Annotated in this window: 26 protein-coding genes; 13 read left to right on the forward strand and 13 right to left on the reverse strand. The window is 46.9% G+C overall.

Annotation, left to right across the window (positions count from 1 at the left end; all coding sequences use genetic code 11):
• The first annotated feature begins 272 nt into the window (after window positions 1-272).
• From HHL16_RS02445 to HHL16_RS02465, 5 genes are read left to right on the forward strand one after another with little or no spacing between them, the layout of a single operon-like run.
• Window positions 273-863, forward strand: coding sequence for a pseudouridine synthase (locus HHL16_RS02445; RefSeq protein WP_169423554.1), 591 nt, complete (start codon window positions 273-275; stop codon window positions 861-863).
• Between the two features lie 51 nt (window positions 864-914).
• On the forward strand, window positions 915-1,790 hold the full coding sequence (locus tag HHL16_RS02450) for a YicC/YloC family endoribonuclease (RefSeq protein WP_169423555.1): 876 nt from the start codon (window positions 915-917) through the stop codon (window positions 1,788-1,790).
• Between the two features lie 25 nt (window positions 1,791-1,815).
• The gene (locus tag HHL16_RS02455; RefSeq protein WP_169423556.1) at window positions 1,816-2,292 is read left to right on the forward strand and encodes a gliding motility lipoprotein GldH; all 477 of its coding nucleotides are present in this window, start codon (window positions 1,816-1,818) and stop codon (window positions 2,290-2,292) included.
• Between the two features lie 3 nt (window positions 2,293-2,295).
• Entirely contained in the window at window positions 2,296-3,270 is a 975-nt protein-coding gene (locus tag HHL16_RS02460; RefSeq protein ID WP_169423557.1) for an ATP-binding protein, read from the forward strand.
• An 11-nt stretch (window positions 3,271-3,281) separates the two neighbouring features.
• Entirely contained in the window at window positions 3,282-3,983 is a 702-nt protein-coding gene (locus HHL16_RS02465) for a response regulator transcription factor (RefSeq protein ID WP_169423558.1), read from the forward strand.
• Here the strand turns inward: HHL16_RS02465 and HHL16_RS02470 are convergent, their stop codons facing one another.
• The gene (locus HHL16_RS02470) at window positions 3,984-5,429 is read right to left on the reverse strand and encodes a BatD family protein (RefSeq protein ID WP_169423559.1); all 1,446 of its coding nucleotides are present in this window, start codon (window positions 5,427-5,429) and stop codon (window positions 3,984-3,986) included. It lies immediately after the preceding gene.
• Window positions 5,430-5,634: 205 nt separating this feature from the next.
• Between HHL16_RS02470 and HHL16_RS02475 the strand changes: the two genes are divergently transcribed.
• The 3 genes from HHL16_RS02475 (at window position 5,635) to HHL16_RS25285 (ending at window position 8,476) form a co-directional block, all read left to right on the forward strand.
• Entirely contained in the window at window positions 5,635-6,267 is a 633-nt protein-coding gene (locus HHL16_RS02475; protein ID WP_169423560.1) for a hypothetical protein, read from the forward strand.
• Between the two features lie 83 nt (window positions 6,268-6,350).
• Complete coding sequence (locus HHL16_RS02480; RefSeq protein WP_169423561.1) at window positions 6,351-7,694, forward strand: histidine kinase; 1,344 nt, start codon at window positions 6,351-6,353, stop codon at window positions 7,692-7,694.
• Between the two features lie 35 nt (window positions 7,695-7,729).
• A complete protein-coding gene (locus HHL16_RS25285) occupies window positions 7,730-8,476 on the forward strand; it encodes a LytTR family DNA-binding domain-containing protein (protein ID WP_169423562.1) in 747 nt (248 codons plus the stop codon).
• 1 nt (window position 8,477) lies between these two features.
• On the opposite strand, the gene HHL16_RS02490 is transcribed toward HHL16_RS25285, so the two are convergent.
• Complete coding sequence (locus tag HHL16_RS02490; RefSeq protein ID WP_169423563.1) at window positions 8,478-9,179, reverse strand: SDR family oxidoreductase; 702 nt, start codon at window positions 9,177-9,179, stop codon at window positions 8,478-8,480.
• A gap of 81 nt (window positions 9,180-9,260) precedes the next feature.
• On the opposite strand from HHL16_RS02490, the gene HHL16_RS02495 reads away from it, so the two are divergent.
• Window positions 9,261-9,956, forward strand: a complete 696-nt coding sequence (locus tag HHL16_RS02495) for a YjjG family noncanonical pyrimidine nucleotidase (RefSeq protein WP_169423564.1) — start codon at window positions 9,261-9,263, stop codon at window positions 9,954-9,956.
• An 89-nt stretch (window positions 9,957-10,045) separates the two neighbouring features.
• Here the strand turns inward: HHL16_RS02495 and HHL16_RS02500 are convergent, their stop codons facing one another.
• From HHL16_RS02500 to HHL16_RS02510, 3 genes are read right to left on the reverse strand one after another with little or no spacing between them, the layout of a single operon-like run.
• Window positions 10,046-10,702: a phosphatidylserine decarboxylase family protein gene (locus tag HHL16_RS02500; protein ID WP_169423565.1), complete on the reverse strand. Its 657-nt coding sequence runs from the start codon at window positions 10,700-10,702 to the stop codon at window positions 10,046-10,048.
• A gap of 34 nt (window positions 10,703-10,736) precedes the next feature.
• The gene (locus tag HHL16_RS02505; RefSeq protein WP_169423566.1) at window positions 10,737-11,630 is read right to left on the reverse strand and encodes a phosphatidate cytidylyltransferase; all 894 of its coding nucleotides are present in this window, start codon (window positions 11,628-11,630) and stop codon (window positions 10,737-10,739) included.
• Window positions 11,631-11,645: 15 nt separating this feature from the next.
• Window positions 11,646-12,533: a CPBP family intramembrane glutamic endopeptidase gene (locus HHL16_RS02510; protein ID WP_169423567.1), complete on the reverse strand. Its 888-nt coding sequence runs from the start codon at window positions 12,531-12,533 to the stop codon at window positions 11,646-11,648.
• 62 nt (window positions 12,534-12,595) lie between these two features.
• On the opposite strand from HHL16_RS02510, the gene dusB reads away from it, so the two are divergent.
• Window positions 12,596-13,639: a tRNA dihydrouridine synthase DusB gene (gene dusB, locus HHL16_RS02515; protein WP_169423568.1), complete on the forward strand. Its 1,044-nt coding sequence runs from the start codon at window positions 12,596-12,598 to the stop codon at window positions 13,637-13,639.
• Between the two features lie 26 nt (window positions 13,640-13,665).
• On the forward strand, window positions 13,666-14,619 hold the full coding sequence (locus HHL16_RS02520) for a M28 family peptidase (protein WP_169423569.1): 954 nt from the start codon (window positions 13,666-13,668) through the stop codon (window positions 14,617-14,619).
• A gap of 126 nt (window positions 14,620-14,745) precedes the next feature.
• Here the strand turns inward: HHL16_RS02520 and HHL16_RS02525 are convergent, their stop codons facing one another.
• The 5 genes from HHL16_RS02525 to HHL16_RS02545 all read right to left on the reverse strand — a co-directional run bounded on the left by HHL16_RS02525 (window position 14,746) and on the right by HHL16_RS02545 (window position 19,886).
• Window positions 14,746-15,276, reverse strand: a complete 531-nt coding sequence (locus HHL16_RS02525; protein ID WP_169423570.1) for a hypothetical protein — start codon at window positions 15,274-15,276, stop codon at window positions 14,746-14,748.
• A 94-nt stretch (window positions 15,277-15,370) separates the two neighbouring features.
• Entirely contained in the window at window positions 15,371-15,970 is a 600-nt protein-coding gene (locus tag HHL16_RS02530; RefSeq protein ID WP_169423571.1) for a glutathione peroxidase, read from the reverse strand.
• Window positions 15,971-15,999: 29 nt separating this feature from the next.
• Window positions 16,000-17,382, reverse strand: coding sequence for an aldehyde dehydrogenase (locus HHL16_RS02535; RefSeq protein ID WP_169423572.1), 1,383 nt, complete (start codon window positions 17,380-17,382; stop codon window positions 16,000-16,002).
• Window positions 17,383-17,402: 20 nt separating this feature from the next.
• Window positions 17,403-18,539, reverse strand: a complete 1,137-nt coding sequence (locus HHL16_RS02540) for a glycerate kinase (protein ID WP_169423573.1) — start codon at window positions 18,537-18,539, stop codon at window positions 17,403-17,405.
• Window positions 18,540-18,542: 3 nt separating this feature from the next.
• The gene (locus HHL16_RS02545) at window positions 18,543-19,886 is read right to left on the reverse strand and encodes a GntP family permease (RefSeq protein ID WP_169423574.1); all 1,344 of its coding nucleotides are present in this window, start codon (window positions 19,884-19,886) and stop codon (window positions 18,543-18,545) included.
• 152 nt (window positions 19,887-20,038) lie between these two features.
• On the opposite strand from HHL16_RS02545, the gene HHL16_RS02550 reads away from it, so the two are divergent.
• A complete protein-coding gene (locus HHL16_RS02550; protein WP_169423575.1) occupies window positions 20,039-20,362 on the forward strand; it encodes a hypothetical protein in 324 nt (107 codons plus the stop codon).
• A gap of 7 nt (window positions 20,363-20,369) precedes the next feature.
• On the opposite strand, the gene HHL16_RS02555 is transcribed toward HHL16_RS02550, so the two are convergent.
• The gene (locus HHL16_RS02555) at window positions 20,370-21,305 is read right to left on the reverse strand and encodes a HEPN domain-containing protein (protein ID WP_169423576.1); all 936 of its coding nucleotides are present in this window, start codon (window positions 21,303-21,305) and stop codon (window positions 20,370-20,372) included.
• A 9-nt stretch (window positions 21,306-21,314) separates the two neighbouring features.
• Window positions 21,315-21,635, reverse strand: coding sequence for a hypothetical protein (locus HHL16_RS02560; RefSeq protein ID WP_169423577.1), 321 nt, complete (start codon window positions 21,633-21,635; stop codon window positions 21,315-21,317).
• A gap of 206 nt (window positions 21,636-21,841) precedes the next feature.
• Between HHL16_RS02560 and tadA the strand changes: the two genes are divergently transcribed.
• Window positions 21,842-22,285 carry a tRNA adenosine(34) deaminase TadA gene (gene tadA, locus HHL16_RS02565; protein WP_169423578.1) on the forward strand — a complete coding sequence of 148 codons (444 nt, stop codon included), beginning with the start codon at window positions 21,842-21,844 and terminating at the stop codon, window positions 22,283-22,285.
• Window positions 22,286-22,363: 78 nt separating this feature from the next.
• On the opposite strand, the gene HHL16_RS02570 is transcribed toward tadA, so the two are convergent.
• Window positions 22,364-23,875, reverse strand: a complete 1,512-nt coding sequence (locus tag HHL16_RS02570; RefSeq protein ID WP_169423579.1) for a SusD/RagB family nutrient-binding outer membrane lipoprotein — start codon at window positions 23,873-23,875, stop codon at window positions 22,364-22,366.
• Window position 23,876 lies beyond the last annotated feature (1 nt).

Consider the following 23,876-nt stretch of genomic DNA (forward strand, 5'->3'; position numbering starts at 1 on the left):
TGCAATTTCAAACGGCCTCTCTTCGTTAATAGTTTGTTGCTGCAATTTCATCGTAACATTTTGCAAATCCGATAGAGCATTTCGTTGCTTACTTCCGTTTTCTCCGCCAGATTTTCCACAGTATTAGAAAAAATGTGAATAAAATTTATTCGAAAATTTTTTTAGATAGAAAAAATTATTTTTAATATTGTGGAGGGAAATTTATTTCCCGGTACTTACTAACCCATCTACATAATAAATCTCCCGAATCATCGGGAGATTTTTTTTTGACTATGCTTCGATATTTCGTCATCTATAAACCATTTCAGGTACTCTCACAATTCACTTCAGAAGAAGGGAAACAATGTTTGTCTGATTATTTCAAAGTACCATCAGATGTATATCCTGTAGGAAGATTGGATTACGACAGTGAAGGATTGCTCCTGCTCACCAACGACAAATCTGTGAATCATCGTTTGCTTCATCCATCATTCGCACACGAAAGAGAATACTGGGTTCAGGTAGAAGGAAGCATCACCAATGAAGCCATTCAACTGCTCAGCTCAGGCATCACCATTTCTATCGACGGGAAAAATCATCGTACCAAACCAGCCCGCGCCATCCGCTTTGAAGAGGAGCCTAACGTGCCACCCCGCAATCCACCCATCCGGTTCAGGCAAAATATTCCTACCAGCTGGATTTCCCTTTCGCTAACGGAAGGCAAGAACCGACAGGTGCGGAGAATGACGGCCAAAACCGGTTTTCCAACCTTGCGGCTTATACGATACCGGATCGGTCACCTCACCATCGACCGTCTCGCCCCCGGCGAAATGCAGGAGCTGAGCCGGAATATTTTTTGCAAAGGCGTGGGTATCCTCCCATGAACATCAAGCCTATCGCATATTTCCTTACCTTGCTGTAAAATCGAGTAACATATGCTGAAATCAATGACCGGATTTGGAAGAACTGAACAATCCATTGGTGATAAGACTTTCCTGGTTGATATCAAATCTCTCAATGGAAAGCAGTTTGAACTTTTCCTCAAAATGCCGGCCTTCCTCAAACCCTTCGAGTTCGACATAAGAACACTCTTATCTGAGAAACTTGGTCGTGGTAGTGTGGACTGCACCATCAGCCTCAAAGAGAGCGGAAGTGCAAAGCCTGTCAGCATAAACACTGCACTTGCAAAAACTTACTATAGCTCCATCGCGGAATTATCCAAAGACCTCAACCTCGATCCTTCGAGCATTCTGAGCAGCCTGCTCAAACTGCCGGAAGTGATCACTCCAACCAGCGATACACTCACAGATGCAGAATGGGAAGCTTTCAAAAAGCTCATCCTCACTGCTGTGAATGCGCTCAACAATCACCGTCAGGAAGAAGGTAAAATGCTGGAGAACGATCTCCGTCTCCGCATCAGCAATATCGAAAAACTGCAACTCGAAGTACAGAACCTCGAACCTATCCGTAAACAGAAGATCAGGGAAGGTCTGGTGAAAGTGCTCGAAGAGAATGTAGGTAAAGACAGCTACGATCCCAATCGTCTTGAGCAGGAACTGATCTATTACATCGAAAAGATCGACCTCAGCGAAGAACAAACCCGTCTCATCAACCATTGCAATTATTTCAAAGAAGTGATCAGCGAAGGGGAAGACACTAAAGGAAAGAAATTGTCCTTCATTCTTCAGGAGATCGGAAGAGAGATCAATACCACCGGTGCCAAGGCTTATGACTCTACCATCCAGAAGGCAGTAGTGCAGATGAAAGACGAACTGGAAAAAGCAAAAGAGCAGGTACTGAACGTTTTGTAATTTTATACTTGTAAAATTTCCCCCCTTGAATAAACAAGGCATTACCGGCATCCTCACAATGGCATTCGCAGCGCTTCTGCTGAATGCCTGCTCTGTGAGAACCGATCTGTTCGAGAAGAACATTCCCATCCCCGACCATAACTGGAGCAAGAGCTTCAAACCTGAGATCTCAGTAAACATCGAAGACACGGCCAGCAGGTACATTATCTATGCAGTGGTGCGCCATCAGGATGCATACCGCTACAAGAACCTGTACCTCAATATTGCCATCCAGTCGCCCACCGGAGAAACCGCCACACATATGGTTGATCTGAAACTGGCCACCGACGAAAAAGGATGGCTGGGCTCAGGCATGGATGATATTTTTGAACACCGCATTCAGATAACGCCAGCAGGTACACTGCATGCCGGCGCCTACAAATTCACGCTTCAGCAGATGATGCGCGAAGATCCGCTGGAGCATGTGATGAATGCCGGCATCCGCATCGCAAAAGTGCCTTAATGCATGAAAGCTTCCGGTAAAAGCAAGTTCTTCCTCGTAAGCGTGGCCTATTGGTTTCTGCTGGTGTACATCATTGCAGAACTCGTTTTCTGGTTCATCTCCCTCAATCATCAGAACAATCAGATGGCCAGCTACAAGCACAGCGAGCTTTTACTGGACGATCCTGCCTATGCACAGAAATACGAAAAGATACAGGACGAGAAGAAACGCAAAACTGCTCAGTACATCGGAGAGGGCGTTACCTTTTTAGTGCTGAGCATGGTGGGCGCACTCTTTGTATATCGCGCGCTGCGCAAGCAGATAAAACTGCAGCAGCAGCAGCAACACTTCATGATGGCAGTAACGCATGAACTGAAAACGCCTATCGCTGCCGCCCGCCTCAATCTCGAAACACTGCTGAAGCATAACCTCGACGATGCCAAACGGCAGAAGCTGCTCAGCATGACGCTCGAAGAAACCAACCGGCTGAATACCCTCACCAGCAATATCCTCGTTTCGTCGCAGCTCGAAGGAGGCCGTTATCTCTTCGCAAAAGAAGAGATCAATTTCAGCGAACTGGTGCAGAACAGTCTGCAGGATTTTGTCAACCGCTTTCCCAACCGGCCATTTTCATCATCCATTACACCCAATATCGATTTCACCGGCGACCCTCTGCTGTTGCAGATACTCGTGAACAATCTGCTGGAAAATGCCGTTAAATATTCGCCCAAAACCGGAACCATCGGATGCAGCCTGGAAGTTACCAGAAAAGCAATCACGCTTCAGGTAACGGACGAAGGGCCTGGCATTCCGGATAACGAAAAGAAGAGAGTGTTCGAGAAATTCTATCGCATCGGCAATGAGAATACCCGTACAGCCAAGGGCACGGGACTCGGACTCTATCTCTGCAAGAAGATCGCTGAAGATCACCGGGCCGGTATCCGCATTACAGACAATGCACCATCTGGTTGTATCTTTACTGTAAGCTTCACGTTGTAACCGACATAAACATGAGCGCAAAAACATCCATACTGCTGGTTGAAGACGAAGAGAATCTCCATGAAGCACTCAAGCTGAATCTGGAGCTGGAAGGATATGAAGTGACATCGAGCTTCACCGGCAGCGACGCCCTGCTGAAAGTGCAGGGTGAGTATTTCGATCTCATCATTCTCGATGTGATGCTGCCGGAACTGGATGGCATCACCGTTACAGAAACCATCCGGGTACAGAACAACGAAGTGCCCATTCTCATACTCAGCGCAAAGAACGCCAGCTCAGATCGCGTGCTCGGCCTCAAAAAAGGCGCGGATGATTATCTCACCAAACCGTTCAATCTGGAAGAGCTGCTGCTCCGCGTACATAAGCTCGTAAGCAAGAACAAGAAAATGCAGGAGAAAGATACGGTCGGCGACAGTTATACTTTTGGCAACAATACACTCGACTTCAAAGCGCAGGAGGCCATCACTCACAAGAACGAACGCATACAGCTCAGCAAGAAAGAAGCGATGCTGCTGAAGCTGCTGATAGAAAATAAGAACGAAGTGGTACCCCGCGAGAAGATCCTGCAGGCAGTGTGGGGATACAACGTGTATCCCACTACCCGTACCATCGACAATTTCATTTTAAGCTTCCGGAAATATTTTGAGCAGGACAGCCGCAATCCTCAATACTTTCACTCCGTAAGAGGCGTAGGCTACAAATACACAGAATAATTATTGTAAGGGGCGTAAGCCATCGAGAACAGTTCGCGTGTCGTCTAACAACATGCGCGGATCGCTTTGCTCGTGATCAGGAACGTAGAGCGCCCATTCGCAGGTATTGAGCAGGCTCAGCAATTGCTGTACCAGTGCGGGTTGTACGCCCTGCTCAGTTAATCTTGCAGACACATTTTGCTTGTTGAGTTGCGTGGGAGGCATCTCGCAGCGAAGCGCAGCCATATTCCAGAGAGATTGCTGTATCTCGTGATAGAACAGTTTCATGTTTCCGGTTCGCATCGCTTCTCTTGCTTTGGTGAGCTGATCTTCTGATGATGGAATTTCCACCACAGGCTTCACTGGTTCTTTCACTGCTATCGGTTCCTGCTTTTTCTTTCCTCCTCTGGTGAACTGAAACACCAGCCATCCGAGAATGATCAGCACCACTCCACCAAACCAGAAGTAGTGGATGGGAATGCTTCCATTGCCTACTCTTTGCATTGCTGCAGAGCGGAGATTGCGGGTCTCTTCCGATTCGCCGGCTTTCACCTGCAGCACCAATGGTTGACTTTCAGCTTCTTTATACAATTGCTTTTGCGGATCGAAATAAGAGAGAATTGCTTTTGGGATTGTAATGAAACCAGTATCCGGCGCAGCAAATGAATACTCGAAAACTTTAGCGCCGGCGAGCGGGAAATTGTATTTGTCCACCAGCTCCTTCACAGCCGGGTCTGCTGTATCAACTCCTTCGGGCCATTTCACTTCCGGAGGAGTGAGCAGCGAGATATTTCCGGTTCCTTCCACTACAACCTTCACTTTCACCAGCTCACCCTGATGAATAGCCGTATCAGGGCCTTTCAGCGACACTTTGTAATTACCTACGGCTCCTGTATAATGCACAGGTTGTCCTTTTGCCGGCAATGGTTTTACGTGAACCGTCACCGGTTCGGACCGCAGCGTAGTCTTCTGATCGAAAACAGATGGCGGAGCGCCGATATTCACCCGAAGAAAATGCACGATGCTTTCCACCTCTGCGGGATCGAGCACAAAATCTCCCTCCTGCAAGGGAAACAGTTGCACTTTACGAATAAGATTCACGTAGTAAGGTGCGCCGTTGATCTTTTCTATTTCGGGTTTGCTGTCGTAATTATCTACCATCTCCATAACGCTGAAACCCGTGAACGACGGACGTTTCATCACTTGCGAAGAGGTATTGAGACGTGAGCAGAGTTTGTATACAACTTTGAGTGGTTCACCAACAAAGCAGCTGGTTTTACTCACTTCCACACGAAGCAACAGGTTCTGTTTGATCTTCAGCTCGGCTATTTCTCCGGGCTTTATGGTGGAGAGTGTTTCTACATCAGGACCATCTTCTTCGCCCATGCGCTGGGCAATTACAGTCTGTGCCCGCAGTTGAACGGTACAGCAGATAAGGATCAATGAATATAATAGTCTGATGTTCATTTCGATGATAACAAATTTAACTGTTGCGTTGGTGAATCGCCAGTTTAATTCCAGTTAAATATGGGTTAAAAGGATGAGTGGCAGAAGAACCAGTAAATAAGCAGGAACAACCGTTGGATAACTGCAAAAGCATATCAAACATCAATCATCGTAACTCTGTATCGGCAACGCGCTTTACATCTTTAACCAATTAAAACCTCCTATCATGGCAAAAGTAAAAATTGCGCTCACCAAGATGCGCTGTCTCGATGAGACATCAGAACCCAGTTCTTCCGACGAACCATATGTACTGGTATTTGCAGCGAAACTCCAGACTGTTGGCGGAGTGGTAGTGATCCCTTCTGCACAAACCGTAATGTATGGTCCATGGAGCGATGTGGATGCGGGCGAGCTCGTAACTACCAACCGCATCGACTTCGGTCCGCCGCTGAAAATTCTTCCTCCCAAGAACTTCTGGGGAATCAGCGGCAATGCTGAAGAGCTGAGCAAACTCGACGATGCAATTTTCATTGCAGCAGTAATGGAAAACGACGATGCAGAAGCAGGCGGCATCCGCGCAGGTACCCATGCGCAGATGTTTGCAGCCATCACTTCCTATGCCAATGCCGGCATGAGCCGCGCCACCATGGTATCCAAACTCAAGCAGGATATGCGCGATATCCTTACCGGAGTAACCGTTACCGGCATTCCAAGCAGTGATGATCTGGTAAACATCACCGAAGTACGCTTTGCATCGGATGCATTGCAGAAAGTAAGTTCGGCAGTTCAGGTGAAAACCATCGAACTGTCCGGCGATGGCGGCAAATACCGCCTCCGCTTTGAGATGAGCAAAGGATAATCGCACCGATCATCAGAAATAAGAACTGGCCTAAACTGAGGCCGTCCTGTAAAAGGGATGGCCTCTCTTTTTAAATTAGTACATTGAGGGAACAAAATGCTCAACTGCTGTCCACTCCGGTGATCATATCGATCGTATTGCTGATGCTGGCATTATGCTGGCTGGTATTTCTGTACAGAGAAAAAATGTTCAGAGCCAGAGAAGCACAGAAGACTGCGATACAGCAATTGCGTGCTGCGAATTTTCAGCATCAGCTGGAGATAGAGCAGATCATCAATTACTTCGCTACATCCATGGGTGAACAAACACAGATAGATGAACTGTTATGGGATGTTTGCCGCAACTGCATCGCCCGGCTTGGGTTCGAAGATTGTGTGATCTATCTGGTGAATGAGTCAGCTCAGATGCTGCAACAGAAGGCCGCCTGCGGCCCCAAAACCACAGCATTCAATATCATAGTAGATCCCATAGAAATACCGATGGGCAAAGGAATCGTAGGCTCCGTGGCCGTTTCGGGCATGTCTGAAATAATTGCAGACACTTCTGCAGACAGCCGGTATATCATCGACGATGCACATCGTTTTTCTGAATTGACCGTTCCCATCATCAGCAACCGGAAAGTAATTGGAGTGATCGACAGCGAACATTCTAAAAAAAGTTTCTACACTGCACAGCATCTTCAGATACTCACCACCATTGCCAGCATGCTGGCACATCGCATCGAAAGGATGTATGCAGAGAACAGCTCGCGTGAAAAAGAATTCCAGCTGATAAGACTGCACCGCGATCTGGCCATGCAGCAACTGACGGCGCTTCGCGCGCAGATGAATCCGCATTTCATTTTCAACGCACTCAACAGCATCCAGCAATTTATTCTGCAGGGCAATGCAGATGAAGCCAACCGATACCTGAGCCGCTTCTCCAGACTGCAACGCGAAATACTCCATCATTGCGATCAACATCTGATTACACTCGATAAAGAAATTGAAATGCTCACGTTGTATCTTCAGCTGGAGCAGCTTCGATTTCAGGGTAATTTTCATTTCACTATCGAACTCGACGAAGACCTTGATGCCGATGAGATCCGCATTCCTCCCATGATTCTGCAACCATTTGTAGAGAACGCCATCTGGCATGGACTAATGCCAAAAGAAGCCAACCGGCAATTGCAGCTTCGTTTCTTCCCCAAAGAAGAAAACCAACTTTGCTGCATCATCAAAGACAATGGCATTGGCCGGAAAGCCGCAGCCAGCCTGCGAAAAGAGCAATCGCACGAATCGAAAGGATTGCAACTCGTAAACGATCGCCTTCAACTGTTGCGGCAGCAGTATCAGCAATCATTCGAAGCAGGCATCGAAGACAACACTTATGAAGATGGATCTCCCGCAGGCACCACCGTAACCTTGTTACTCCACATCGGACAATAGCGCCGCAAGAAGCACAAATTCAGTAACTTCGGAGAGTGATAAAAGCTGTGATCATAGACGATGAGCCTGCTGCCGTTAACACTTTGCAGTTAATGCTCGACAGGTATATTCCGGAAATCAAACAGGTGAAAACCAGTAATGATCCGGAAAAAGCCATTCAGCTGATCAAAACTTTCAAGCCGCAACTGGTGTTCCTCGATATTCAGATGCCTACGATGACAGGCTTCGATCTGCTGAAGAAACTGCCCGAAATAAACTTCACCATCATCTTCACTACAGCGCATCACAAGTATGCAATCGAAGCGCTCCGGTTCAGTGCACTGGATTATCTGATGAAACCTATCGATGCGGACGAGCTACGGCAGGCAGTAGATAAATTCATGGCAAGAACAGTGGTTGCGCTGGGCCAGCAAACGCTTTACCAGAACCTGTTGCACAATATCACAGCTAAGGACAGAAAAGATTTCAAACTGGCGCTTCCTACGAGCGAAGGAACTTATTTCTTCAAGCCCGAAGAGATCATCCGGCTCGAAGGAGAGATCAACTACACCTGGTTTCACTTCATCAATCGCAAGCCTTTGCTGATTTCAAGAACATTGAAGGAGTATGAAGATATTCTGAATGATCATGGTTTTCTGCGCATCCACAAATCGCATCTCATCAACAAAACCCATGTAGTGAATTACACGCAGCATGGAACGCTCACACTCAGCGATCTTTCGCAGGTTGATATTTCGAGAAGAAGAAAGGAAATAATTCTGGAGGCATTGCGCTCACGCTGATCTACAGATCACCCAGCTGAGGACGCAGCACGATATCCTCCACACAAGCCTGTGGCGACAACTGCGATGCAGCATGGATCATCGTTGCAATATCCTGTGCCGTCATGATGCGTTGGGGATCTATTCCGCTTCCCGCCCATGAGTTGGTGAAAGCCGCACCCGGATATACCCCCGTTACCTTGATGCCATAAGGTTTCATTTCTTCGCGGAGATTGCGCGAGAATCCTGCCAGTGCAAATTTGCTGACGCTGTATGCTCCTCCATTGGAATAGGCATGCAGTGATGCAATAGAGCACATATTGAAGATATGACCCTGCTTGCGTTCGATCATTGCAGGTACAATGGTGCGGGTAAGATGATAGGCGCTGTAGAGATTAACGGCCATCATTTTTTCGAGCAATCCTTCCGGTTCGTTATAAACACTGCCGGGCTCGAATGATCCCGCATTGTTCACCAGTACATCGATGGGTTTTCCGGAGCCGAGCACCCATTCTCCGAATTCCACTGCCTGCGATTTTTCGGAGAGATCGGCTGGCATGGCTTTGATGGATCTTTCGGGATAGCGTTGCATCAACTGTTCGAGGGTTTTGTAGAGATCAGTTGCACTGCGGCTGCAGAGGAACAGATCGTGGCCCTGAACAGCGAATGTTTCTGCAATGGCTCTGCCGAATCCTTTTGATGCGCCGGTGATCACAATGTTCATAGTACAGGAATTTTGCTTAGCGAAGTAAGTACATTCCTGCTGAATTAAGGTCACTAAATTTTGCTGTCGTATTTTTGCAGCATGAAGTACAAGCATCTGTTTTTTGACCTGGATCATACCTTGTGGGACTTCGATTCGAATTGCCGGTTTACGCTGGAGCATCTGTATCAAAGCATGGAACTGAAAGAACGTGGTGTAGATGATTTCGAGCGCTTCTACAAACACTATATCATTCATAACGACAGACTATGGGAGAAGTACCGCGCCGGTACCATCAGGTCTGAAGACCTTCGCTGGAAACGCATGCATCTTACACTGGTAGATTTCAAGATCGGTGACGAGAAACTTGCCACCGAGATGAGCACTCAATTTCTGGAAATGCTGCCTTCGCGAACCATCCTGTTTCCATACACTATCGAGATACTCACTTATCTGAAAGAGAAAGGATATCAGCTGCACCTCATCACCAATGGGTTTGAGAAAACGCAGCATAGCAAGATCACGTATTCGGGGCTCAGTCCGTATTTCATGGAAGTGATCACCTCCGAAGGAAGCAACAGCCTGAAGCCGCACAAAGAGATTTTCGATTACGCGTTTCTGAAAACGAAGGCATTGCCTGAGCACAGCATCATGATTGGAGACAGCATCGAAGCAGACATCATGGGAGGCATCAATGCAGGCATCGATCAGGTATTTGTGAATCACCTGAACATCGAGCCATCGGTGAAAGCAACTTACACGGTTTATTCGTTGAAGGAGCTGGAAAACATCTTCTGATAATTCAGGGAACAAAAGTTATTTCCCCGAAACAAAAAACCTTCTGCCAGAGACAGAAGGTTTTCTTATGCGAATCAGTTAAGTGAAAATTAAACAGTAGCAATAACATCTACTCCGCCTTTCACGGCCTGTCCCAGCTGAACATTTATTTTTGTTCCAACAGGAAGCAGCAGATCTACACGGCTACCGAATTTGATGAAGCCGAGCTCAGCGTTCTGTTCTACTTTCTGGCCTACCTGCAGATAGTTGATGATACGTTTGGCCAGTGCACCGGCAATCTGCTTAACCAGCACTTCTCCTTTCGGATATTTGATCACCACGGAGTGGCGTTCGTTTTCAGTGGATGACTTAGGATTCCAGGCCACGAGATACTTCCCTTTGTGATACTGATTGTACACCACTTCGCCGCTGATAGGGTTGCGGTTTACGTGTACGTTCGCAGGACTCATGAAAATAGACACCTGCAGACGTTTGCCTTTGAAATATTCTTCATCGATCACTTCTTCAATTACAACAACTTTTCCGTCGCATGGGCTGATCATCTGATTCTCATTTCTGGTCATCTGCCTTGCAGGGATACGGAAAAAGCTCACGATAAAAAGTGTCAGCCCAAGTGTGAGAATAAATATCAGCCAGCTCAGCCATGGAGTGGAATAACTGATGAAATAAAAGCTCAACAGGTTGATCACAGCGAAGATGATGGCAGTAATAAGTATGCTCTTATAGCCTTCTTTGTGTATGGTCATCGAATTCAATTAAGGGTCTAAAATTAAGAAGATATTATTTTATGAACAGAACAACATAGAGCCAGACGAATGGAGTGGCCAGCAGCAGGGAGTCGAAACGATCGAGAAACCCGCCATGGCCGGGCATCAGAGAGCCGCTGTCTTTCACATTGGCCATGCGTTTCAGCTTACTTTCGAGGAGGTCGCCGAGGGTACCCATTACCGCCGCGATGCTGGCGATGATCACCCAGTGGTGAACAGGATATTTTACCCAAATGTGCACCCATTTACCTAACAGGCCCATCACAATTACGGCTAAGATTGCGCCGCCAATGGTTCCTTCCCAGGTTTTCTTTGGAGAAATGGGTGAGAAAGGCGTTTTGCCGATCAGAGAACCTACAACATATGCCATGGTATCGTTGATCCAGATGGAAACGATCAGTATCAGGGGAATGATAGGAATTTCAGGGAAGACAAAATCCGGGTTAGGATAATAGTCCAGCCCCCTGATTCCGCTGAGATCGATCATCAATCCCCAGCTCAGTGAGATGTACAGCAATCCCAGCAGCGAATACCCTATATTCTTTGCGCTGATATTTTTTGCGAAAAGCAGTTCCACAACAGGAAGAATAAACACACAGATCAGTCCCAGCCACCAGCCGATAGAGTGAAGCGAGAACTCACCGAAATTATAAGCATCGTTGGTAAAGAAAAGCATGATGCTCCATCCCGCAATCTGAACAGCATATTTATGAACCGGGGTGATGGTGGCATAATCGGGATCTATCTTTCCTACCAGTTTTTGATATTCATTCCAGCAACCAAAATGTATGATGCTGAACAGTACAAAAAAACTCCAGTGATTCCACAACAGTCCAACCATCATCACCACCACAAAAATGGCGGCAGTGAGAGAGCGGGTCTTTAATGTGGCAAGGTTCAAAGCCATGAGGTTGATATTGGATTAAGCGATAAATTGATTGGTGGCATTCAGGTCGTTCACTCCGTACACTCTCGACCAGCTCACATTTGAGTTTCTTTTGAAATACCAGATGATGGCCACCACGGCAGTTAAGCTGATAACGGCAAACAGCATGGGCGTATGCGGATTTTCGTTCACATATTTTGGCATGTATGCAACAGCCACCACCTGCACTGCATTGATCACAAAGTGTGCGATCACGGCAGTCCACAAACTTCCGCTGTACCAGCAGAGGGCTCCGAGCACAATGCCCAGGTAGGTGCGTGGAATAAATCCGAGGAACTGAAAATGCAGGGCGCTGAATACCATCGCGGAGATGATGATGCCAACCCAGGGACTTCTGGTTACATTGATCAGCACCCGTTGCAGCGCGCCTCTGAAGTAGATCTCTTCACAGATGGCAGGCACTACTGCTATGATAAAAAGATTTACGAAAATATCGAATGAGCTCTTCACCTGCTGCAATGCACCCATGGTTTTGCCGGCTTCCATTTCCATTTGCCTGAGCGATTCCGGGATCGGCAGCATCTGATTCAGTTGACCAAAATAGAAAACGGCAGGCATCGCCACCAGGGCAATAATGCCCGATAAGATGTACATATTTGGCTTTTCCGGCTTTTTGAAACCGAGAAAATAGAATTGACGTGTACGGAAGGTAAAAGCTGCAAAAAGGAATGCCGGAAGAAAGAAAAATGAGATGGAACCCAATACCTGCGCCCATTTTAACCTTTCTGCAACACCCGGTTTTGTGAGGTCGATCTTCGCCTCCGTGCCTGAATTGAACAGGGTTGCAGCCAGTAATGGCGTAGAAACCAATATTAACAGAGCCAGTTGCCTCCAGGGAGAACTTATCTTTAAATGACCGATCATAGACTGGTAAACAAATATTAGTATGTAAATTTGCAGCCGGCTCAAAGATACAGTTTCCAACGATGGTTCAAATCGGTAATATATCACTTCCGGATTTTCCGCTACTACTCGCTCCCATGGAGGATGTGAGCGATCCGCCTTTCCGTTATGTATGCAAACAGAACGGAGCAGATCTTATGTACAGCGAATTCATCTCAAGCGAGGGATTGATCCGTGATGCCATCAAGAGCCGTCAGAAACTCGATTTCTCCGAATTTGAAAGGCCGTTCGGCATTCAGATCTTCGGAGGTGATGAAGAGGCAATGGCCATGAGCGCCAAAATTGTGGATACCGTTCAACCCGATCTGGTAGATATCAATTTCGGTTGTCCGGTAAAGAAAGTGGTGTGCAAAGGCGCAGGCGCTGCCGTACTGAAAGACATCGACACCATGGTGAGATTAACAGAAGCCGTGGTTAGATCTACCAGCCTGCCCGTTACCGTAAAAACAAGATTGGGCTGGGACGATAACAGCAAGAATATCGAGGAAGTAGCTGAAAGGCTCCAGGATGTTGGCATCAAAGCACTGACCATCCACGGCCGTACCCGCGCACAATTGTACAAGGGCGAAGCCGACTGGACGCTGATCGCTGCAGTGAAAAATAATCCGCGCATCCATATCCCCATTTTCGGTAATGGAGATATCGACTCTCCGCAAAAAGCGCTGGAATACAAGAACAGATATGGCGTCGATGGCATCATGATCGGAAGAGCAGCCATCGGATATCCCTGGATCTTCAGAGAGATCAAACAGTTTCTGAAAGACGGAACCCTGCTTCCATTGCCCACCCTCGACGAAAGGATCGAGGTTTGCAGAACCCATGTTCGCAAATCAGTGGAATGGAAGGGTGAAATACTGGGCATTCTCGAAATGCGCCGTCACTACACCAACTATCTGAAGGGGCTTCCGCATATCAAAGAGTTCCGTACCCGACTGGTAACGGTGAAAACTTTGCAGGAAGTTGAATCCATTCTGGAAGAAGTAGCAGTTCATTTTGCAGGGCAGACACCTGCGCATGAACCAGTAGTGATACCGGCCGATCAACTGGATTCCTGCGCTTACAACTGATCATTCAGCATTTAAATATCACTACCATGGTCCGCATCATTGCCTGCACGCTGTGCAGCCTTATCCTGCTGTCTTCCTGTAACGGGAATGCCAACCAGCAGCAACAACCGAAAAATGAAACTGCAGCAGTTCAGACATTTGCCGCACTGCTCGACAGCACACAACTGATCGATGATCTTGCATTTCTCTCCTCTCCTGCACTAGAAGGAAGACTTGTTGGCACCGAAGGAAATAAAAAAGCCCGTAACTACATCGCCGCCCGCTTCGATTCACTGAAGCTCCAAAAGCCCGACACCAGCTGGTTTCAGCCATTTCCTGCAAGGCAGGGCAAAACAGGCGTGAATGTGATTGGGATGATAAAAGGCACCACTTACCCCGATCAGTATTATGTGGTGAGTGCGCACTACGATCACCTTGGCAAAAAGGGAACTGATATTTATGCAGGTGCAGATGACAACGCTTCGGGGTCTGCTGCGCTGCTGGCAATGGCTGCTTATTTTACGCAGCATCCTCCGCAACACTCCATCATCTTCGCAGCATTCGATGCAGAGGAAGGTGGATTGGTTGGTTCAAAATATTTTGCAGACCATCCCGCAGTAGACATCAAAAAGATCCTGCTCAATATCAATATGGATATGGTAAGCCGCAACGACAAGAATGAGATCTATGCCAGCGGCACTTTTCATTATCCATTCCTACAAAAGTATATCGACAGCATTCAGACCAAAACAAGTGTAACAGTTTCAACCGGCCATGATGATGCATCCAAAGGCGCATCGGACGACTGGACTTCACAATCTGATCATTATGCGTTTCATCTGAAGAACATACCTTACATCTATTTCGGAGTGGAAGATCATCCGGATTATCATCACCCCAGCGATACATTTGAAAAGGTGAACAAGGGATTCTACTACAAGGTGTGCAATATGATTGCAGAGACTGTATTGCTGACAGACAGGCAAGTGAAGTTGCAATAGCAGGCAAGAAATTCAGATCAGAAAATAATCTCCGGCAGCTGCAGAGCACGGAAGAATGTTCCACAGGAATATCTTCACCTCTTCAGCTGCTTTTTTTGAAGACATCAAAACACTGCACAACATATACTACCTGCGCGTTTGAGCAGGCGCAGTAAGCCATTCAGCCAATTTCTGTGTGTACACTTTGGCGCGTTGCGCAGCAATGGTTTCCATACCAAACAGCAGTACTCCCTGAATGAGTAATGTAAGACCAAGCCCCACCCAGAAAGATTTTTCAGGTTGTGCCTTGTATAGAAAAATCAGCACAATACCGATAATGGCAAATCCAAGTTCGGCCACTTTGTAGATCACGAAATGCTTTTCCACTTTCTGCATACGGGGAAGCTCTTCATTTCTTAACTGATCGGGATTCATATCATAAGCATATACGTTCCTGATCCGATCACCATCACTTTTTCTGTAGATGGAAAACCCGATGGCACATTCCATTAACCCAAGCAACAGAAGCGGAACAGCAGCGCCTTTGAAGAGATTGGTGCGCAGTGCGAAAAAAAATACCAGTGCCAGAACAATAGCCACCAGTCCAATAATCAGCACAATCAGACCGGCCTGCTTTTCTGCCATGAAATATTTTTCGATATCAGCTTTGGTTAGCATGTATTTGGAGTTTACTGGAACAATCACAGTTTAGCTGCAAATGGCAATCTGCATTATTCCGCAAGATTGTGATTTGCAGGTTTCAGAAGAAACGCTATTCAGTTGTTTTGCTTTCTACGGCGCTCACAACTTCGCTGCTCAGCGGGGATACAGACGGGTCGAAGTAATTGATGAGATTACCTTGCTCATCGAGCAGGTACTTCGAGAAATTCCAGGTAGGAGCCTGTTCATTCCATCCGTTTTCCTGTTTGCTTGTAAGCCAGTGGTAAACAGGATGCTGGTTGTCGGAAGGCACTACCACCGATTTCTTAACCAATGGGAAGGTAACACCAAAATTCACTTTGCAGAACTGCGCAATCTCTTCGTCGTTCCCTTTTTCCTGTTCGTGGAAATCGTTCGCAGGGAATCCGATGATTTCGAGCTTGCCGGAGTATTTACCGTAGAGCTCCTGCAAAGCTTCGTACTGATTGGTGTATCCACAGTTGGAAGCAGTATTCACCAGCAGGAGTTTCTTTCCACGGAATTGCTCCAGAGAAATGGTTTTGCCATTGTTGAGCTGAACAGAGAGATCGTATATGGAACTCATGGGTTGATCATTTTTGTTTTGCAATATGAGGGAATTCTTTCCTGCAGCTCTGGTGAGTTTCATCAATACAGGATACAGGAATTTCATGATGCGCTGGCGAATGGTCATACGTGTAGATTATGTAACAAAGGTCCGCATTAACGGATGATCTTCTTAAATAAATTCAGTTTCCCTTTGTATGGCGGGAATTTCATGGCAGGGTTGAACCACAGTGGGGTTTTCATTACAGACTTCCGGTGACTGAAAGTATCGAACCCGGCTTTACCGTGATAAGCCCCTGTACCGCTGGAGCCTCTGCCTCCGAATGGCAGATTCGGATTGAGAAAATGCCAGCTGGTATTATTCACGCATCCTCCACCGAAAGGAATCTGCTGCAGGTACCAATGTTCTTTTTTTCTGTTGCTGGAGAACAGATACAAAGCAAGCGGATTGGGATGTTGAGCTACCTGCTGCAACACTTCCTCTTCTCTGTCAAAGCTTATCACAGGAAGAATTGGTCCGAATATTTCTTCATTCATTATGGCTGCGCCGGCAGGGATCTCATCTATGATCGTTGGCTCAATATAGAGTGTCGCTGCATTAGTTTTTCCTCCGTGCAAAATCCGTCCCCGTTGCAGGTAAGCAACGAGGCGATTGAACTGTCGTTGATTGATGATCTTTCCGAAATTGTAATCATGCGCAGGATCATCCGAATAAAAACTCCGGATGGTATCTTTCAGTGCGTTGATCAATGCATCTTTCTTCGATGAATGTACCAGCACATAATCAGGCGCAATGCACATTTGGCCTGCATTGGAGAACTTGGTAGCTGCTATTCTTTTTGCAGCCACTTTGATATCAGCATCTGCTTCTACAATTGCCGGACTTTTCCCACCCAGTTCGAGCGTTACCGGCACCAGTTGTTCTGCAGCCATTTTGTAAATGAGTTTGCCTACAGCTGCTCCGCCAGTGTAGAACACATGATCGAAGCGGAAATTATTCATCATGAGCGGCACCACTTCTGCACCATCACCTTCAACGTAAAGTACATACTGATCAGGGAAAGCGTCGCGGATAATCAGTTTCATTACCGCCGCAGTTGCCGGAGCATTCTCACTGGGTTTCAGTACTGCGCAGTTTCCGGCAGCAATGGCGCTGATCAGCGGAGCCATCAGCAATTGAAAAGGATAATTCCATGCACCGATTATCAGCACAACACCAAGGGGCTCATACATTACGAAACTCGATGAAGGAAAGTTCAGCAGATTGGTCTCTGCAGATTGAGGTTTCATCCATTGCTTCAGATTTTTGAGTGTATGACGGATCTCACTCAACACAAATCCTGTTTCGGTTACCCAGCTTTCTTCTGCATTCTTTTTGAGATCAGTTTGCAGCGCATCATGAATAGCATTCTCATGTTTCTTTACAGCTTCGGCTAAAGCTTTCAGCTGCTGACGCCGGAAATCATAACTTCTGGTTGCGCCGCTGTTGAAGTATGCGCGCAGTTGTTGTATCTCCTCAGAAATGGTAAGTGGCGGCATGAATTGGGTTTGCCTGTAAGTTACAGGTTTTTGCCGATCGCCAGAAGCGCACCGATATTCCTGCCGGTTCTTATGAGATTGGCTTTGGTATCGATCATGGCCTGCTCCAGACCGGTGGGTTCATTCCCAATGGATAACAACACATTGAACAAGTTTTGCAATTCCGGATTTTGAAGGGGAACTTTTCCAGCAATACCAATCACGGGAATATTCAATTGTTGCGAACGAAGCGCCACACCGAAAGGCGCTTTTCCCTGAAGGGTTTGTTCATCGAGACTGCCTTCTCCGGTGATTACGAGATCAGCGAGACGAAGCTGATCATCAAATGCAGTGATAGACAGAAACTCGTCTGTTCCATTGAGAAGACTGGCATTCAGCCAGGCGGCTAGTCCGGCTGCAGTGCCACCCGCAGCGCCACCGTGACGATACGCCCGCATATCTTTTCCGGATTGCTGCAAAGTAATATTGCTGAAATGTTCCAAAGCGTTTTCGAGTTTGAGAACGGCAGATGCATCGGCACCTTTTTGCGGGCCAAATACTTTTGCTGCTCCTTCATTGCCAAGCAGGTAATTATTTACATCGCATAGGATTTTGATCTCGCAATTGTGCAGTTGAACATTCGTATTTGAAGTATCAATTTTGTGTAGTGCTTCTAATCGTTGTGGCATGGCAGTGATTGCCTGATCGTCTTTGTTCAGAAACCGGAAACCAAGCGCCTGCAGAATTCCGGAGCCCCCATCTACAGTTGCACTTCCGCCGATGCAAAGCAGGATGGTTTTTGCCTGTTGATTCAGCGCATGCAATATAAGTTCACCGGTACCGAACGAAGAAGCATGCAGCGGATCGCGTGCTGAATCGGCAATGAGCCGGAGCCCTGATGCAGCGGCCATTTCAATGATGGCTGTTTTAGATGGTTCGATCCATCCGTATTCTGCTGTTACCTGCTCTCCCAATGGCCCTTGTACAGTAATAGAAATCGGTTGTGCATTAAGATATTTCATTAGCAGAGGTGCAGTACCATCACCACCATCCGCTACCGGAAATTTTGTAATGTTTGCTTTCGGAAAACTCTGCAGTAATCCTTCGATAAGTGCTTCGGCTACTGCTGTTGCATCGAGGCTATTCTTAAATGAATTCGGAGCCACCAGAATATTCATACATCAGTAAGATATGCAGCGTGATAAAATATAAACAGTTAATAAAGTTACCAGTCCCATCCAAATAGAAGCAAGGGTGTACACACGCAACATCGTACGCATGTTTAATCCTGAGAACTTTGCGATCACCCAGAAATAGGCGTCATTGGCATGAGAGATCATCATCGATCCGGCTCCCATCGCAAGCACGGTGATCAGTCTGCCGTTTTCTGAATCCAACCCCATAGCAGGCAACAGTGGTTGCACAATAGATGCGGCGGTGATTATTGCAACAGTTGAAGAGCCCTGGGCTGTTTTCAACACAGCAGTCAGCAGAAAAGGAAAGAAGATGCCCATGTTTTCCAGTGCTGTTGAATTGCCCAGGTGTTTGCCCAATCCTGTTGCAGCCAGCACAGCACCAAAAGCGCCACCAGCGCCGATGATCACGAGAATGCCTCCTGCTTTTTCGGCACTTTCTGTGAGCAGGTGTGAGACAGTATCCCGCTTCCATTGTCTGCCGGCTGCAAATGCCAGCAGGATGCCGATTGATAAAGCTATCACCGGCTCGCCGGCAATCAGAATGATGTTTTGCCATCCGGCTCCATTTTCTTTCTCCATAACAAAGAAGGAATGCAAGGCGATCAGCAGTATAGGTACAATAACAGGCAGAAAAGCAGCCAGCGTTTTCGGGCCTTTTATTGTCTCCTGCTCTTTCTCTTCCGTTGCCGGATGTCTGCTTCCGGTTTCTGGCCATTTCTTGCCTGCATATATCGCCCATGCATATCCGATAATCATGGAAGGGATAGCTACCAGCACTCCAACGCCAATGAGTTTTCCGTAATCCACACCAATAGTGCCTGCAGCAGCGGCCGCACCGGGATGCGGTGGTAAAAGACAGTGAACAGCGTATAGGCCTGTAGCCAGAGATACCGCCATTACTGCCATAGAGATACCCGTTCGTTTGGCTATGGAATGATTCAGACCACTCAGCACAATAAAACCAGAATCACAGAAAATCGGCAGACCTACCACAAACCCGGTAATGCTCATTGCTAACGGGGCACGTTTCTCCCCTGTTCTCCGAAGAATGTAATCGGCCATTACACGCGTGCACCCGGTATGTTCCAGCAATACGCCGAGAGTAGTGCCCAGCACTATGATCAAGCCCAGTGAACGCATGATATTGCCAAAACCTTCTTTAGAAGCTTTCAGTATTTCAGGCACGGGCATCTGAACACCAATACCCACTACAAAACAGGCCAGCAACAGTGCAAAAAATGCGTGCACTCTGTATTTCGCTGTAAGTAAGATAATCAGCACAATGCCTGCGGCCAGACAGATCAATACCTGTAAAAAAGAAGCATTCATGCACCGTTTTTCCGAAAAAGATACTTAAATTAACAGTAGCTTCCCTACTCAATACTGTAGATCAATCTCCCCAAATGCAGCAACCTCTGCCCTGATCATTTTATCATTAATACTGGAACGGTTTCTGATCTTCTCACATAAAATAGTTTCGTATGAAATGCAGATCCGCTTTTTTCATGCTTCTGTTACTGGTAACAACAACGGTTACGGAAGCCACACCGCTCAATGATCCTGGAAAGAAAGAAATAGCAACGATGACCACTGCTGAAAAAGATGCGCGTGTTGCCGCTATTGTAAAACGGGTTGAAGAGATCAGGGCCATGGACAGATCATCACTTAGCAGAACAGAAAGAAAAGAGCTCCGGAAAGAGCTTCGCTCCCTGAATAAAGAAGCGAAGGTTTTCGGCAGAGGAGGCGTTTACCTCTCTCTCGGAGCTATTCTCATCATTATTCTGTTATTGATTCTGATTCTGTAAATCAGTTTCAGCTAAGTATAGGCACAGGTTTGCGGGAAGGCAGTTTGTGAAAGCTGCTGTAAACCCGTTGCGCCCATTGCTCTATATTAAACAAATAAGAGCTGTAAGGCACCTGTTCTTCAGAGACAATGCCAGCTTTCTTTTCGGGAGCAAGACAATCGAACATTTCGCTGATTCGCTGTAACAGTATTGCAGCCTGTTCGGGTGCAAGCATATAATCTGATTTATACCGGCTATGCACATATGCTTTTTGGAGTAGCCGGAACAATTCTCTGTCTTGCCGGGTTTGCCTGGGAAAATGGTCTGATACCTGATTGCTGATCAGCGTAGTATATCGCAACAGTTTATCGAGATTGTGCGTACTTGTTTTCAGACCAGTGAACTGCAATATGAAAGTAATACAGGCATGCTCTGTTGCCTGATGCATCAGAAATGCCGCCAGGCTGTATTCTTTTTTGGCTTCAAAAATCTTAGCCCCCGTGAGAAACATTTTGCTTCGGTGGTAACCCTGCTCGACCAGCTGAGCGCTCCGATGCCGCCAGTCTGAATCGGAGAAGTACACCGGTGGCCTTACTGGCATCGATGAAAGATTGAAAAGCAGCGGCGCCTGTTCAGCAACTCTGACAGCGAAGGATTGCCCTTCTCCAAGCCATTGCTGAAAGAGGCGGGATGGATATACCAACGTATGAATCCGCTCTGTAAAGCGGGTCTGTTCTAGAATATCCTGAACAGTATCACCGCATCGTTTTTCTGAAGGCTGCGTGAGTACCAATAGAAAATATCCGTTGGACTGTGCCTCCTCATGATCATAAGGATGAAAGATAGAATTCACTGGCAGATCAGCCGCAGTTACTCCGAGCAGGAATATCTTATCCACGGCAATTTTCTTTCTCAGTTGTGCAACAAGGCCGTTCAGCTGACCGGATGATTGATATTTCAGCATAGGATTGCTTTAATTGGATGATGCTGTTTTTTTCTTCGCCTGCTTTTTAAAAGTTGCAGGCAGTTCTTCTCTTACCATCATATATGCTGCTTCTGCAAGCAACTCAACATTCCGGTAAAAGAACAGCAAATTGCTTCTGTCCCTTGCAGATTCAAATTGTGCTGCATCGGTTGCAATGCCAGCTTCGAGCCATTGCCAGAGCATGCTTCGGAGATCATCCAAATGATACCAGGTGAAAAATTCTTTCAGTACAGCAGCCGGGTCTTTTCTTTGCTTTTTACTTAACCGGACGGGCTTGTTGAAAAACTTCGTTTTCTTGTATGGATTCATAATAATGCATTTTTAGTGAAAGAAAAGTATCCACATAAAAAATGGCATTACCGACTACTGTACATAACAGTTCAGGTGAGGAGGTAGAACAAGTACTAACGTTATTTACTATGCGAATCTACAACACCTCCACCGAATTGCCAAATATTTTAGCAATTCTCTTTTCCACTTCGCTCCTTTTTTATCCTTTGTATCTTAGCGCCATTATGAACACCAGTGACGAGCAATACATGCAACAGGCGCTCCGCGAAGCCCATCGCGCCTACGAAAACGGCGAAATACCCGTTGGCGCAATAATTGTGATGAACAACCGCATCATTGCAAAAGGTCATAATCAGGTAGAGCTGTTGAAAGATCCCACAGCGCATGCAGAGATCATTGCATTAACTGCCGCCTTCAATTTTCTGGGCGCCAAATACCTGCCCGATGCTACGCTGTATGTAACGGTTGAGCCCTGCCTTATGTGTGCCGGCGCCCTTTACTGGAGCAAGATCAGCCGCATTGTTTGGGGCGCAGAAGATGAAAAGAATGGCCATCAGCGCATCACTAAAGAGAACTGGCCCTTCCATCCTAAAACCACCATCACCAAAGGTGTTCTTAAAGAGGAATGTGCAGAACTGATGAAGAAATTTTTCAGAGAACGCAGATAACTGTTGCAGGTGCAAAAGAAAAAAGCGGGGCTGCTTCTGCCCCGCTCAAACAATGCACATATTAAAAAACCAAACTGCTTACAATTTATCCCACCACATCCTTCCCTTCAGATCGTCCACGCCATTCAGGCCCGGCTGTGCCTTTACAGCATTCGTGTAATTGGTGCCATTGATATTCTGCTCCTTAACCGGATAGGCCTGCCTCCGCGGAATGGGTGTATTGTTGTTATTGGGTGCAGGTGTCAGTTCGGGATAACCCGTTCTTCTCCACTCTGCCCATGCTTCGTAACCATTGCTGTAGAGATGCAACCAACGCTGGTAACCGATTTTCTTCAATGCATCTGCCGGCGTATAAACAACGGCAGCGTTTGCCATGTATGCAGGCAAGCCGCTTACATCACCGGCATCATCGGGGTTGTAAGGAAGTTTCTCCACCTGCTCATCTTTTGAAGGATCGTATTGCTTAAACGTAAGCCGGTTCCACTGACGAACCGATGCCTCGATCGCCGCATTGTAATTGGCCTCCGCTACTGCATCGCCGCCAGGTATCCAGCCAATTTTGGCGGCCTCAGCCAATGCAAACTTCACCTGCGCATTTGTAAGAATGTAACAGGGCGAGTTTTGTGTTCGTATATGCACCCCCGTGAGTGATACTTTTGCAGAAGGAATTTGCCCTACAGCATTGCCATCCAGTCCGTATGGAACTCCAAAGTAACCGCTTCCATTAGGAGCCGGGTCTGCAAAGATGGGCAGCCGCGGATCATTCAGTGCCTTCATATAGTTGACGATGGTCTCGCTTGCCCAGTACCACTGACGTCCCTGTACATTGAAAACATAATACCAGTAGCTCTGGTTTGCCTGATTAGCCAGGTGAACATACACAGCGCTTTCCGAATTGCTGCTGATGAGATCTCCCGCAGCCGCATCTGCAAACTCAGTCTGCCCTTTAGCCGGATCGATCTTCGAAAGACGAAGCGCCATGATCATGCGCATCGAATTGGCGAACTTTCTCCATTGCTCCATATCCCCGTTGAACAGGATATCTCCTTTTACTGCAGCCGTATTTTCGTTTATCTGTGCAGCAGCCTCTTTGAGCTCTTTCAGCAGATCGTAATAAATATCTTTCTGACTGGTATAGGCAGGCGTGAAATTGCTAAGCCCCTGCAACGCGTCTTTGTAAGGTATATCGCCCCAGCGGTCCGTCATATGCCAGAAGAACCAGGCACGAAGTATCCGTGCAACCGCCAGCTGATTTTCTTTCGATCCTTCTGCATTGAGAAAAGTTTTTGTCTGAAGGATAGGTTGCAGGTTCATCAGCGCTCCCGAATAGATCCAGTAGAAATCGAAGTTCACTACGGTATAGCGCGATGCATCGGTGTATGGCTTTTCGGACCAGTGCTGCACATTCAGCATGCCCTGCGGCGCCTCGATCACTGCCGGCATCTGATTGATCACATAGGTCAGCAGCAGTGGATTGGTGGCCTTATCCGGAAGATTGGGATTGATGTTCAGATCATCGCTGAACTTGGTGCAACCTGCTCCCATTACCAGCATGGCCAGAATCAGTATGATAGATGTTGTTTTTTTCATG

It is taken from the genome of Pseudoflavitalea sp. G-6-1-2, from assembly GCF_012927185.1.
GTDB lineage: Bacteria > Bacteroidota > Bacteroidia > Chitinophagales > Chitinophagaceae > Pseudobacter.

Bases quoted from the DNA above. Each gene is read 5' to 3' on its own strand.
- HHL16_RS02445 (WP_169423554.1), top strand. From the start codon at position 273: ATGCTTCGATATTTCGTCATCTATAAACCATTTCAGGTACTCTCACAA.
- HHL16_RS02450 (WP_169423555.1), top strand. From the start codon at position 915: ATGCTGAAATCAATGACCGGATTTGGAAGAACTGAACAATCCATTGGT.
- HHL16_RS02460 (WP_169423557.1), top strand. From the start codon at position 2,296: ATGAAAGCTTCCGGTAAAAGCAAGTTCTTCCTCGTAAGCGTGGCCTAT.
- HHL16_RS02465 (WP_169423558.1), top strand. From the start codon at position 3,282: ATGAGCGCAAAAACATCCATACTGCTGGTTGAAGACGAAGAGAATCTC.
- HHL16_RS02470 (WP_169423559.1), bottom strand. From the start codon at position 5,429: ATGAACATCAGACTATTATATTCATTGATCCTTATCTGCTGTACCGTT.
- HHL16_RS02475 (WP_169423560.1), top strand. From the start codon at position 5,635: ATGGCAAAAGTAAAAATTGCGCTCACCAAGATGCGCTGTCTCGATGAG.
- HHL16_RS02490 (WP_169423563.1), bottom strand. From the start codon at position 9,179: ATGAACATTGTGATCACCGGCGCATCAAAAGGATTCGGCAGAGCCATT.
- HHL16_RS02495 (WP_169423564.1), top strand. From the start codon at position 9,261: ATGAAGTACAAGCATCTGTTTTTTGACCTGGATCATACCTTGTGGGAC.
- HHL16_RS02500 (WP_169423565.1), bottom strand. From the start codon at position 10,702: ATGACCATACACAAAGAAGGCTATAAGAGCATACTTATTACTGCCATC.
- HHL16_RS02505 (WP_169423566.1), bottom strand. From the start codon at position 11,630: ATGGCTTTGAACCTTGCCACATTAAAGACCCGCTCTCTCACTGCCGCC.
- HHL16_RS02510 (WP_169423567.1), bottom strand. From the start codon at position 12,533: ATGATCGGTCATTTAAAGATAAGTTCTCCCTGGAGGCAACTGGCTCTG.
- dusB (WP_169423568.1), top strand. From the start codon at position 12,596: ATGGTTCAAATCGGTAATATATCACTTCCGGATTTTCCGCTACTACTC.
- HHL16_RS02520 (WP_169423569.1), top strand. From the start codon at position 13,666: ATGGTCCGCATCATTGCCTGCACGCTGTGCAGCCTTATCCTGCTGTCT.
- HHL16_RS02525 (WP_169423570.1), bottom strand. From the start codon at position 15,276: ATGCTAACCAAAGCTGATATCGAAAAATATTTCATGGCAGAAAAGCAG.
- HHL16_RS02530 (WP_169423571.1), bottom strand. From the start codon at position 15,970: ATGACCATTCGCCAGCGCATCATGAAATTCCTGTATCCTGTATTGATG.
- HHL16_RS02535 (WP_169423572.1), bottom strand. From the start codon at position 17,382: ATGCCGCCACTTACCATTTCTGAGGAGATACAACAACTGCGCGCATAC.
- HHL16_RS02540 (WP_169423573.1), bottom strand. From the start codon at position 18,539: ATGAATATTCTGGTGGCTCCGAATTCATTTAAGAATAGCCTCGATGCA.
- HHL16_RS02545 (WP_169423574.1), bottom strand. From the start codon at position 19,886: ATGAATGCTTCTTTTTTACAGGTATTGATCTGTCTGGCCGCAGGCATT.
- HHL16_RS02550 (WP_169423575.1), top strand. From the start codon at position 20,039: ATGAAATGCAGATCCGCTTTTTTCATGCTTCTGTTACTGGTAACAACA.
- HHL16_RS02555 (WP_169423576.1), bottom strand. From the start codon at position 21,305: ATGCTGAAATATCAATCATCCGGTCAGCTGAACGGCCTTGTTGCACAA.
- HHL16_RS02560 (WP_169423577.1), bottom strand. From the start codon at position 21,635: ATGAATCCATACAAGAAAACGAAGTTTTTCAACAAGCCCGTCCGGTTA.
- tadA (WP_169423578.1), top strand. From the start codon at position 21,842: ATGAACACCAGTGACGAGCAATACATGCAACAGGCGCTCCGCGAAGCC.
- HHL16_RS02570 (WP_169423579.1), bottom strand. From the start codon at position 23,875: ATGAAAAAAACAACATCTATCATACTGATTCTGGCCATGCTGGTAATG.